12 protein-coding genes, 1 pseudogene and 1 CRISPR repeat array (1 of these 14 running past the window's edge) are annotated in these 11,881 nt (G+C 36.9%); of the genes and pseudogenes, 8 read left to right on the top strand and 5 right to left on the bottom strand.

All coding sequences use genetic code 11. The annotated features are described in order from the left end of the window. A CRISPR array of direct repeats spans positions 1 to 95; the repeat unit is 47 nt; unit sequence GCTGTGACTAATCACGAAGATAATAATTTTTGAAAGCAATTCACAAC (it extends 1,723 nt beyond the left edge of the window). 1,305 nt (positions 96 to 1,400) lie between these two features. Both H3Z85_20940 and H3Z85_20935 read left to right on the top strand, forming a co-directional pair. Continuing rightward, complete coding sequence (locus H3Z85_20940; protein QPQ51668.1) at positions 1,401 to 2,078, top strand: YceI family protein; 678 nt, start codon at positions 1,401 to 1,403, stop codon at positions 2,076 to 2,078. A 144-nt stretch (positions 2,079 to 2,222) separates the two neighbouring features. Beyond that, positions 2,223 to 2,771 (top strand): type 1 glutamine amidotransferase, encoded by a 549-nt coding sequence (locus H3Z85_20935; GenBank protein QPQ51667.1) that lies wholly within the window; start codon positions 2,223 to 2,225, stop codon positions 2,769 to 2,771. Positions 2,772 to 2,855: 84 nt separating this feature from the next. Here H3Z85_20935 and H3Z85_20930 read toward each other — a convergent pair whose 3' ends face one another. Beyond that, positions 2,856 to 3,212, bottom strand: a complete 357-nt coding sequence (locus tag H3Z85_20930; GenBank protein ID QPQ51666.1) for a hypothetical protein — start codon at positions 3,210 to 3,212, stop codon at positions 2,856 to 2,858. 115 nt (positions 3,213 to 3,327) lie between these two features. Here H3Z85_20930 and H3Z85_20925 point away from each other — a divergent pair, with 115 nt between their 5' ends. From H3Z85_20925 to ychF, 5 genes are all read left to right on the top strand, one after another. Continuing rightward, positions 3,328 to 3,582 carry a DUF1294 domain-containing protein gene (locus H3Z85_20925; GenBank protein ID QPQ51665.1) on the top strand — a complete coding sequence of 85 codons (255 nt, stop codon included), beginning with the start codon at positions 3,328 to 3,330 and terminating at the stop codon, positions 3,580 to 3,582. 235 nt (positions 3,583 to 3,817) lie between these two features. After that, positions 3,818 to 5,623, top strand: coding sequence for a translational GTPase TypA (typA, locus tag H3Z85_20920; GenBank protein ID QPQ51664.1), 1,806 nt, complete (start codon positions 3,818 to 3,820; stop codon positions 5,621 to 5,623). A 130-nt stretch (positions 5,624 to 5,753) separates the two neighbouring features. Continuing rightward, positions 5,754 to 7,373 (top strand): family 10 glycosylhydrolase, encoded by a 1,620-nt coding sequence (locus tag H3Z85_20915; GenBank protein QPQ51663.1) that lies wholly within the window; start codon positions 5,754 to 5,756, stop codon positions 7,371 to 7,373. 291 nt (positions 7,374 to 7,664) lie between these two features. Then, entirely contained in the window at positions 7,665 to 8,216 is a 552-nt protein-coding gene (locus H3Z85_20910) for a ferritin (GenBank protein ID QPQ51662.1), read from the top strand. A gap of 179 nt (positions 8,217 to 8,395) precedes the next feature. Then, complete coding sequence (gene ychF, locus H3Z85_20905; GenBank protein ID QPQ51661.1) at positions 8,396 to 9,487, top strand: redox-regulated ATPase YchF; 1,092 nt, start codon at positions 8,396 to 8,398, stop codon at positions 9,485 to 9,487. Positions 9,488 to 9,677: 190 nt separating this feature from the next. On the opposite strand, the gene H3Z85_20900 is transcribed toward ychF, so the two are convergent. The 4 genes from H3Z85_20900 to H3Z85_20885 all read right to left on the bottom strand — a co-directional run bounded on the left by H3Z85_20900 (position 9,678) and on the right by H3Z85_20885 (position 10,726). Continuing rightward, positions 9,678 to 9,836 carry a hypothetical protein gene (locus H3Z85_20900; GenBank protein ID QPQ51660.1) on the bottom strand — a complete coding sequence of 53 codons (159 nt, stop codon included), beginning with the start codon at positions 9,834 to 9,836 and terminating at the stop codon, positions 9,678 to 9,680. 270 nt (positions 9,837 to 10,106) lie between these two features. Then, positions 10,107 to 10,280: a hypothetical protein gene (locus H3Z85_20895; GenBank protein QPQ51659.1), complete on the bottom strand. Its 174-nt coding sequence runs from the start codon at positions 10,278 to 10,280 to the stop codon at positions 10,107 to 10,109. 19 nt (positions 10,281 to 10,299) lie between these two features. Then, entirely contained in the window at positions 10,300 to 10,494 is a 195-nt protein-coding gene (locus H3Z85_20890; protein ID QPQ51658.1) for a bacteriocin, read from the bottom strand. A gap of 40 nt (positions 10,495 to 10,534) precedes the next feature. After that, positions 10,535 to 10,726 (bottom strand): bacteriocin, encoded by a 192-nt coding sequence (locus tag H3Z85_20885; GenBank protein ID QPQ51657.1) that lies wholly within the window; start codon positions 10,724 to 10,726, stop codon positions 10,535 to 10,537. Between the two features lie 201 nt (positions 10,727 to 10,927). On the opposite strand from H3Z85_20885, the pseudogene H3Z85_20880 reads away from it, so the two are divergent. After that, positions 10,928 to 11,865 (top strand): annotated as a pseudogene (locus H3Z85_20880) (helix-turn-helix transcriptional regulator). Positions 11,866 to 11,881 lie beyond the last annotated feature (16 nt).

Below are 11,881 nucleotides of genomic sequence, written 5' to 3'. Positions count from 1 at the left end.
TTGAAAGCAATTCACAACAGTGATGTGGTATTTAAATGCTGTAGTCACGCTGTGACTAATCACGAAGATAATAATTTTTGAAAGCAATTCACAACAACAAAAAGAATTGAGGCTGAAAAAACAATGCTGTGACTAATCACGAAGATAATAATTTTTGAAAGCAATTCACAACAAAAACGCTTAATTCGACTAGATAACGATAGCTGTGACTAATCACGAAGATAATAATTTTTGAAAGCAATTCACAACATACAATGCCATCTAATTGGAAGCAATATTGCTGTGACTAATCACGAAGATAATAATTTTTGAAAGCAATTCACAACGTTGCGATTAAGGTAGAAATGATGACTAATGCTGTGACTAATCACGAAGATAATAATTTTTGAAAGCAATTCACAACGAAGTCAATCCAGATCGAATCCGATCTCGTGCTGTGACTAATCACGAAGATAATAATTTTTGAAAGCAATTCACAACGTTGCGGCTGAATTAGCACGCGTGAACCTAGCTGTGACTAATCACGAAGATAATAATTTTTGAAAGCAATTCACAACGCATTAGAAAATGAAATCGATAATGTTATGGCTGTGACTAATCACGAAGATAATAATTTTTGAAAGCAATTCACAACCCATATTATCCAACAGGCGCAGGCGATGGTGCTGTGACTAATCACGAAGATAATAATTTTTGAAAGCAATTCACAACAGAAAAGCAAAGCAGATAGGAGAGATGCGTGCTGTGACTAATCACGAAGATAATAATTTTTGAAAGCAATTCACAACAGTAGTTTCTATTTTCCAGAAAATAGGTTTGCTGTGACTAATCACGAAGATAATAATTTTTGAAAGCAATTCACAACAGTAGTTTCTATTTTCCAGAAAATAGGTTTGCTGTGACTAATCACGAAGATAATAATTTTTGAAAGCAATTCACAACGGAAATCTGTGATATTTACCAACTTCCAAAGCTGTGACTAATCACGAAGATAATAATTTTTGAAAGCAATTCACAACGGTCGACGGTATAATGAGAGATTTAGAAATGCTGTGACTAATCACGAAGATAATAATTTTTGAAAGCAATTCACAACCCCCTTCTTCAACTATACATTTGATTACCTGCTGTGACTAATCACGAAGATAATAATTTTTGAAAGCAATTCACAACTTATCAGACGATTCTGTAAGCATTAAAATGGCTGTGACTAATCACGAAGATAATAAATTTTTGAAAATGATATAAGATTCTAAGTATCACATTATTTTTATTCATAAGTTCAAATAAACTGTCTTATCGCATTTCTTGATATATGATAAGATGTCAATAATAATGTTTTTCTATTTTTGTAACCGAAAACAACAAAGATTTCAACAAACTTATTTAAACAGTTCAATATGAAAAAAATTAGCGTAATTGCATTGGTAGCAGTAGGATTACTGGCAGTATCATGTAACAATAAAGAAAAAACAACCGATACAGCAGTAGCTACTGAACAGTCTGTTGCTGAAGGAAAAGGAGAAGCATTAGCAGTAGATACGGTAACTTCTGTAGTAAACTGGAAAGCTTTCCACAAAGGAGGTTTTGCACCTCGTTGGGGTACCTTAAACATAAAATCAGGCGACCTGAATATTGAAGGTGGGCAGCTTGTAGCAGGAAGCTTTACTATAGATATGACTTCTATTAAAGTTGATCCGGCTTCCGTAACTGAAAAAGACAAAAAACCGGCTGACCTTGAAACACACCTTAAAAGTGCAGATTTCTTTGCAGTGGATAAAAATCCGGTGTCAGACTTTAAAATTACAAGCGTAGCAGATGTAAAAGATGCACCTAAAGATGCTGTAGCAGGAGCTAATAAAACAATCAGCGGAAACCTGACATTATTAGGAAAAACAATGAATGTTTCTTTCCCTGCAAAAGTAAATGTTACAGATGCTTCGGCCGATATTCAGGCTAAGTTTACCGTAAACAGAGCTGATTGGGGAATTAAATTCGGTACATCTGAAGCTGATCCTGCAGAATGGATGATCAGTAAAGATATCGAAATTGCTATCGATGTGAAAGCAAAAAAATAATTGAAGATTACTTTCAATACTCATAAAGCTGCCTTGAGAAAGGCGGCTTTTTTTGTGGTATTTATTTAACTTTTTTTAGCATTTTATTGTACAGCACGGCATCATATTTTCTCTTTTAACCCTATAACACCAAAAGATAATATTATGTCAAAAAAAATTGCAATTCTTGCGACAAACGGTTTCGAGGAAAGTGAGCTTCAATCTCCAAAAGAATATCTGGAGCAACAGGGATGGACGGCAGACATTGTAAGCCCGGAATCCGGTACTATTAAAGCCTGGGCTGAAAAAGACTGGGGAAAAGAATATAATGTTGACAGAACATTGAGTGACGTTAAGGCTTCAGATTATGACGCGTTGGTGCTTCCCGGGGGTGTTCTTAATCCTGATAAGTTGAGGACTGATGATCAGGCGCTTTCCTTTGTTAAGGATTTCTTTGTACAAAATAAGCCGGTTGCGGCTATCTGTCATGGACCACAGATCCTGATCAACGCTGAAGTGGTGAATGGTAGGAATATGACCTCCGTACATTCAATCAGCAAAGATTTAATGAACGCCGGAGCTCATTGGGAAGATAAAGAAGTTGTCGTAGACAACGGATTGGTAACGAGCAGAACCCCAAAAGATCTTCCTGCTTTTAATGCTAAAATGGTGGAAGAATTCAAGGAAGGAAAACATGTAGAACAAGGGATATAGTTCACATTAAAAATTGGAAAGCCCGGAATTATTGATTCCGGGCTTTTTTTATTGTGTTGAAAAATTCATTTAAAAATTGTTGGACTAATTAAACAGCCATGAATTCTGGATGCGCCTGCAATACTCACTTCCCAGATATAAAGGATTACCATGCTTTTCAGACCAGAAGCCATCCAGTATATCTTTACTTAAACATCTGTAGACAGCAACTCCTTTATAAACTTTTTGATCATCACCTTCATAATTGAAGTTGAGAACTAATATCTGATCTTTATAAAATCCGGTACCGTGTTGCACATGATCACCAATAATCCATTGGGCAACGACGCGGTTGTTTTCATCAACAGATAATAATAATATACCTTCGTAAGAAGTATCGTTAGATTCCTCCTGATTGCTCCCTTTGATAGAATAGGTTCCGGCCAGATCTTGTACTGTCATTGCTTATATTTTTAAGATGGCAAATGTAAAAAATCTTCAGCTGATGATGGAATAAATCTTCCCGGGGCTTTCTGTTTTTAAATTAAGCTCTATTTTTGCAGGAAATAATTTTAGAATGATCCCTTTTTTGTTAATAATCAATATGATTGCATTTGGTGCCTTTGGATTTGATAAATGGCAGGCCCGAAAACATCAATGGCGGATTTCTGAAAATATGCTCTTGGGAATATCGCTGTTTGGCGGAATAATAGGAGCGGCTTCAGGGATGATCTTTTTTAACCATAAAATCTCCAAGAAATCTTTCCTGACGAAATTTATTATAGTCACATTGATTGATTTGGTATTGCTGTACCGTTTAATAAGACATTGATAAAAGGACATGAACCTCTGTCGAACAGCTTGTTTATTGTTAAATGAACTATTCTTTGGAATTATTTTAAAAATAGGATGAATTTGGGATACTCACACAAGGTGTTGTCTTATATTTTTTTAGTGCAGTAAAAATAGAATTATCTAAAATTCTCATTATGAAATTGTTAAATATTGCATAAACTTTTTAATTAATTCATTTAAAATCACTATTTTTGCACCCGTAAAAATCCTATATGCAAAACATTAGAAATATTGCGATTATCGCACACGTTGACCACGGAAAAACAACTTTGGTTGACAAGATCATCCACGCTACCAACATTTTCAGAGAAAATCAGGAGAGTGGGGAATTAATTATGGATAACAATGATCTTGAGAGAGAAAGAGGGATCACGATTTTATCCAAGAATATTTCTGTTACTTATAAAGACACAAAAATTAACGTAATCGATACTCCTGGTCACGCCGATTTTGGTGGAGAAGTAGAAAGAGTATTGAAAATGGCTGACGGAGTTATTCTGTTGGTGGACGTGTTCGAAGGACCAATGCCACAAACAAGATTCGTGCTTCAGAAAGCGTTGGAATTAGGTTTAAGACCATTAGTTGTTATTAATAAAGTTGACAAACCAAACTGCCGTCCTGATGAAGTTCATGACCAGGTATTTGATCTGTTCTTCAACCTTGATGCAACTGAAGAACAATTGGATTTCCCAACATTCTACGGTTCTTCCAAACAAGGTTGGTTCAACACTTCATTAGAGCAGACTGAAGATATTTTACCATTATTAGATGGAATTTTACAATATGTTCCGGCTCCGAAAGTAACTGAAGGAAATCTTCAGATGCAGATTACTTCACTTGATTACTCTTCTTTCTTAGGAAGAATTGCTATCGGAAAAGTAACAAGAGGAGAGATCAAAGAATCTCAATGGATCGGTCTTGCTCAGGCAGACGGTAAAGTAGTAAAAGGAAAAGTAAAAGAACTTTACGTTTTCGAAGGTTTAGGAAAGAAAAAAGTAACTGAAGTACAAGCCGGAGATATCTGTGCTGTAGTTGGTTTCGATTCTTTCCAGATCGGTGATTCTTTCGTAGATCTTGAAAATCCTGAACCATTGGAGAGAACCGCTATTGATGAGCCTACTCTTAACATGACATTCTCAATCAACAATTCTCCTTTCTTTGGTAAAGATGGTAAATACGTTACTTCTAACCACCTTAAGGAAAGATTAACTAAAGAATTAGAGAAAAACCTTGCCTTAAGAGTTCAGCAAACCGATGACGCCAATACATTCCTTGTATTCGGTAGAGGTATTCTTCACTTATCTGTTTTAATTGAAACGATGAGAAGAGAAGGATATGAAATGACAATTGGTCAGCCTCAGGTTATCCTAAGAGAAATTGACGGGGTAAGCTGTGAGCCTTACGAATCTTTAGTGGTTGACGTTCCGGAAGAATATGCTTCAAGAGTAATCGACCTGGCAACTCAGAGAAAAGGTGACCTTCACATTATGGAAACTAAAGGCGAAATGCAGCACATGGAATTCGAAATTCCTTCAAGAGGTTTGATCGGATTACGTTCTCAAATGTTGACAGCTACCGCAGGAGAAGCTATTATGGCTCACCGTTTCACAGAATATAAGCCTTTCAAAGGAGCTATTCCGGGAAGAAATAACGGAGTACTGATCAGCAAAACTCAGGGACCTGCTACAGAATATTCTATTGCTAAATTACAGGACAGAGGTAAGTTCTTCGTTGATCCGGGTGAGGAAATCTATGCAGGGATGATTATCGGTGAACAAAACAAACCGGGAGATCTGGTAGTAAACATCGTAGAAGCAAAACAGCTGAACAACATGAGAGCTTCAGGAAAAGATAAAGATACAGGTGTTGCTCCGAAAATCTTATTCTCTCTTGAAGAATGTATGGAATATATCCAAGGTGATGAAGCGATTGAGGTAACTCCAAACTTTATCAGAATGAGAAAGAAACTTCTTTCTGAAGAAGAAAGAAAAAGAGTGGAAAGATCTGCAAAAGCATAATAACATTCTAACAGATAAAATCAAAGCCTCGATTTTTCGAGGCTTTTTTTCTGATACCTTGAAAAAAATGTTTATTTTTTCAACAAAATTTTCCAAATAATAAAATATAATTTAAAGTAGTTTTGCGGCTATGAAAATGAATAAATTAAAACTTATCGTTTTATTAGGAGTTTTTGCGTCTTACAGTACCTCATGTTCTGTCCAGAACAATACTACCAAGACTCCTCCTGTTAAAAATACAACTAAACCCAACAACAATACTTCTCAGCCTAAACCTCCTGTAGCCACTACAAAACCTACTCCCGTCACACCGCCAACGGCTGCAGATGAAATGTTCAGAACAAATCTTCCTGAGATCAAAAGAGAATTCCGCGGTGCCTGGATCGCCAGTGTAGCCAACATCAACTGGCCGTCAAGAAACGACCTTACGGTAGATCAGCAAAAAGCAGAAGCCATTGCTATGCTTGATATGCTGAAAAATAACAATTTCAATGCAGCTATTTTCCAGATCAGACCCTCGGCAGATGCTCTATATACAAGTAATATCGAACCATGGTCTTACTTTTTAACAGGAGAAACAGGAACAGCTCCTTACCCTAATTATGATCCTCTTCAGTTTTGGATTGACGAATCCCACAAAAGAGGATTGGAACTTCACGTATGGCTGAATCCTTACCGTGCTCATCACACCAACGGAGGATCCGTAAACAGTCTTTCAATGGCCAATAAGCTGTCTGATATCGTGGTAAGGTTAAAAAACGGAATGTACTGGTTTGATCCGGCTAATCCTAAAACACAAGGCCACGTTTCCAATGTGGTAAAAGATATTGTACAGAGATATGATATCGATGCCATCCATTTTGACGATTATTTTTACCCTTACGCAACTTATAACAAAGGGGCAGATTTTCCTGACAACGCAACCTGGAATGCCTATGTGAGCAGCGGTGGAAACTTATCAAGAGCTGACTGGAGAAGAGACAATGTGAATAAATTTGTAGAAAGAATTTATAAAGAAATCCATGCTGAAAAAAGCCACGTTAAGTTCGGGATCAGCCCGTTTGGAATCTGGAAACCGGGGTACCCTGCAGGAATTGTAGGATCTTCTCAGTTTGATGAGCTGTATGCTGATGCTAAATTATGGCTGAATAAAGGATGGGTAGACTATTTCTCACCACAGCTATACTGGCCGATTGACTCTAAAGGACAGGGCTTTGAATCTCTGCTTAGTTGGTGGCAGTCTGAAAATACTATGAACAGACATTTATGGCCAGGCCTGAATACGGTTGAGATCAAAGTGTCCGATCGTCCTGCCGAAATTAAAAATCAGATCGAAATTTCCAGAAATATCCTGAAAAAAGATGCCGGCGAAATTCATTGGAGTATTGCAGGATTAACGAAAAATGCCAATATGCTACCGGCCCTTAAAAACGGTCCTTACAGTGAAAAAGCATTAATTCCGAAGACACCATGGATCAAAGCAGTTCCATTACAGACTCCAACGCTGTTTATTACTGATAACGGAAGTTTTGCCCAGACAAGCTGGAGCTCAAAAAATATGAGTAATGTTTTTCAATGGGTTCTTTTTAAACAGTATAACGGAGTTTGGGAAACCGAAATTCTGACCCTCGATACCCTGTCTAAAGATATCCCAAAATTTAAAGACGGTAAAAAACTTGGTGCATTAGCAATTAAAGCGATCGACAGACTAGGAAACGAAAGTGATTATATGGCAAAAAAAGTGAAATAATTCGTTGCCGGAAATTCTATAAATATAAAAGAGGTTTGACTTAAAGTTGAACCTCTTTTTTATGCTCCGGGAATGATAAAGCCGATGCAAAGAAAGTGCAGTTATCAGTAACCGGAGGTATTGTTACGCGGTTCCGGCCTGAGATTCTTTTTTAGAATAACTATAAATTATTAATTTAAAACAATGATAATCAGTTCGTATAACTGAAAAATTAAGCTTTTGATTTAAAATAAAAACTTTATCGGAACCATTTTTGCATGATTATCCCAATAATCACCAAAATATAACATTATGAATACTAAAAGACTTTCCGCTAACATGGAAAAAGCACTTAGTGACCAAATGAATAAAGAGATCCATGCATCTCATGTTTTTTTATCCTATGGAATTTGGGCGGATGATAAAGGATATCAGGGCATTGCCAACTTTCTGTACAGACATGCACAGGAAGAAAGAAACCATTCGATTAAATTCATGGAATATATCCTGAACAGAGGCGGAAAACCAAAAGTAGATGCTATTCCGGCACCACCAGCAGATCCGGAATCCTTAACCGCTTGTTTTGATGGCGTTTTTAAACATGAAGTGGATAATACAACAGCCATTTACAAAATTGTAGACCTTTCAATGGAAGAGAAAGACTGGGCAACGTGGAATTTTATGCAATGGTTTGTACAGGAACAGATTGAGGAAGAGACACTGGCTCAGAACCTGATTGATAAATTGAAAATCGCAGGTGGTGACCGTGCCACAGACGAATCTTTATTTACTTTAGATAAAACTTTACAGGAAGCCCCTAATGATGTGCCATTGGCTCAGAATGCAACAGGGGATAATCCGTAAATATATTCGGTATATCAAAATTGTTTGAAAATCTGTCAGTTTTCTGACAGATTTTTTTATTATGAAACTCCCTTAAATTTCACTATCTTTGCACACTCGTAATTCAAGATGAAAACTACAATTTTTAACGTGGCATCAACCTTGAGTTGCTTTAAACCTTAAACTTTGAATTTTACAATATGAAATGTGGAATCGTAGGCCTGCCGAATGTAGGTAAATCAACTCTTTTTAACTGCTTGAGTAATGCAAAAGCTCAATCAGCAAACTATCCTTTCTGTACAATTGAACCGAACTTAGGGACGGTTTCTGTACCGGATCAGAGATTGTTTGAACTGGAAAAAATCGTAAAACCTGAAAGAGTTTTACCTGCTGTAGTTGAAATTGTTGATATTGCAGGTCTTGTAAAAGGAGCCAGCAAAGGAGAAGGCTTAGGAAATCAGTTCCTTGCCAATATCCGTGAGTGTGAAGCGATCATCCATGTTTTAAGATGCTTTGATAACGGAAATATCGTCCACGTTGAAGGTTCTGTAGATCCTTTGAGAGATAAAGAAATTATCGATATCGAATTGCAGCTGAAAGACCTTGAAACAGTAGGAAAAGCAGTTGAAAAAGCTAAAAAATTCATCAAATCAGGGAAAAAAGAAGATATCCTGGCGTATGAAACGCTGCAAAGCCTTCAAAAATTCCTTGAAGATGGTAAAAATGCAAGAGAATTTGCAGTAAACGATTTGACACAATCAATCATTGGAGAAGTGCAGTTGCTGACTAATAAACCGGTACTTTACGTTTGTAACGTAGATGAAAATTCTATTAAAAACGGAAATGACTGGATTGGCAAAATCGAGGAGATGGCTAAAAATGAAGGCGCTGAAGTTGTTGTTTTAGCAGCACAGATCGAAGCGGATATCAACGAGCTGGAGACTTTTGAAGAAAGAGAAATTTTCCTTGATGAACTTGGCCTTACTGAGCCGGGAGTAAATCGTCTGATCAGAAAAGCCTATGACTTATTAAAGCTTCAAACCTATTTTACAGCCGGAGTGAAAGAAGTAAGAGCATGGACTATCGGACAGGGATGGACGGCTCCTCAGGCTGCAGGAGTGATCCACACAGACTTCGAAAAAGGATTTATCCGTGCAGAAGTAATCAAATACAACGATTATGTTACTTACGGATCTGAAGTAAAAGTAAAAGAAGCCGGAAAACTTTCTGTTGAAGGTAAAGAATATATCGTTCAGGATGGTGACATCATGCACTTTAGATTCAACGTATAAAAGAAAAAATATTAAAGTTAGTTTGTAATAAAAAACGTTTCCATGAATTTGGGAGCGTTTTTTATATTGGAAAAAGTCGCTTCCCGAAGAAAGCAATTGTAATTATAGGATTGTGGGTTCTAAGTCGGACAGAATGGAAGCTCAACGCAACTAAAAGATTTTTTTATACATGTATTGGAAATAACCATACTTACTTCATTTGTTTCCGGACGACATTGTTTTTGTAGCATGAAAGGTGAATTTGGGCACATCCGCCGCCACTATGGGGACATCGCATTACTCCGCCGGAAATAGCTTTTAACTGCGTTTTGTTAAGCTTCTTTCCTTGATGTAAGTTCTGTTTTTTCATGGTAATGGTTTTAGTTTTCAGGTAAAAAGAAAGCGCCTCCTGAAGAAGCGCTTGCCTTAATATTATTCAATTTCAATGCTCGGCTGACATTGCGGTTCCGCACAACTGAAAGAAATTTTACTGCATACCCTTTCAGCAAGCCAGCACATTTCTTTTCCTCCGGCGATCACTCGCAGCTCTTTTTTGTTCAATTTTTTCCCTTTGTTTAAAGTTTGATTTTTCATAAGGTTTGATGATTTTAAAATTAGTTTGTAGTTTTTTGAAAAGTTCTCAGTCAGGAAGATGGGGATCAGGAACATAGCGGCATTGACGTTCCGCACAGATTGTTCCTGTAATATAGCAACGGCCTGTAGTTAAATCTACACAATTGATCAGACCGCCTGTAACTGATTTCAGGGCTTTGTGGCTAAGCTTCTTTCCTTTGTTTACTATACGATTGTTCATGGTCTTCTTTATTAATCTGTTAAAACTCTATAGGACTGTTCGGTCTGCATTGTAATTCTGCACACGAGGGAGAAGTGATTTTACAGCGGCCGCTGGCCTCACATGGCGGGTCCGGACAGTAGGTAGGCTCGATACATCTGAGCAATCCTCCTGTGATAGATTTTAATTCCCTTTTATTCAGTTTTTTACCTTTGTTTAGATGTTGATTTTTCATAATGATTTATTTTAAGTTTGTTATAAAAGATAATATGAAATCATGGTCTGCAAATAGCCTGTCCGCATTTTGGGTGAATCATGGTACAACCGTTGGCGTCGGCATGAGATTCACATGTTCCCGGATAAGGCTCACAAGGCTCAGGAACCATACAGTCATACATTCCTCCGGTAATTGATTTCATTTCTTTTTTGTTCAGTTTTTTCCCGAATTGGGCAAATTGATTTTTCATAGTTTTGATTTTTAGTAAGTTAGTTACAACGAATGTAATAAAAATAAATTAACGTATATCACTTTTTATAGAAAAAATGAGAATAATTTTAATAGAATATTGATTAATTTATAATTTTATAAAGCGAATACATCTCTTGCCTTTAATAATTGTCTCAAATGAAACTTCATTTTGTATATTTGAATCTTACAAACTTCTGCTATGGAAAAAATAGCCCATTCTTCATTAGAGGATTTTTATAGAGAAATGGCTGCCAAGCTCGGAAAAGATCTGGAAAGCATTTTCCCCAAAGGCCTTCATAAGGATATCGGACACTTTAATGTATTTGATATTGCCCAAACGATTGAAAAGACAAAGCTCACGTCTGAAATGCCCTATAACAGGAGAAAATATTACAAAATAAGCCTCATCAGGGGAAACAACAGAGCCGAGTATGCAGATAAAACCATCTCCATAAAAGGGAATGCTCTGCTCTTTGCCACTCCCAGGGTTCCTTATCATTGGGTGCCTGAAGATCCTCATCAGTCGGGAAGTTTTTGTGTGTTTACAGAAGATTTTCTTTTCAGGGGAATTTCTTACAATCATCTGGAAGATCTGCCCATTTTTCAACCGGGGGAGTTCCTGTTTTTGAAATCAATGATGAGCTGGCTGATGAGATTGAGCTGCTTTTTAAAAAAATAAAAAAAGAAATAGACTCAGATTATATGTATAAATATGATTTGATCAGAAATTACGTCCTGGAGCTGATTCATTACGGGCAAAAACTACAGCCGGCAACGAGGATATCAACGGCTAATGATGCCTCAATGAGGGTAGTTTCTTTATTTATAGAACTCCTGGAAAGACAGTTTCCCATTGAATCGCCCAACCAGAGGCTGCAATTGAAAACGGCAAAAGATTACGCCGACAGATTAGCGGTGCACGTGAACTATCTCAATAAAAAATTGAAAGAAAACACAGAGAAAACAACTACCGAACTGATTGCCGACCGTGTGATTCAGGAGGCCAAAATACTTTTAAAACAAACCAAATGGAATGTTTCCGAAATCTCATATGCCTTAGGTTTCGAAGAAATTGCTCATTTTTCAAATTTCTTTAAGAGGAAAACTTCATTTACTCCGTTAGAATTCCGGTCATGATTTGAATTTTGCAAAT

Origin of the sequence: Chryseobacterium indologenes (assembly GCA_016025055.1) — a bacterium.
In the GTDB taxonomy this organism is placed as follows: domain Bacteria; phylum Bacteroidota; class Bacteroidia; order Flavobacteriales; family Weeksellaceae; genus Chryseobacterium; species Chryseobacterium indologenes.
Note: the sequence above shows the minus strand (reverse complement) of the source record. Positions and strands in the feature narration are given on the sequence as shown.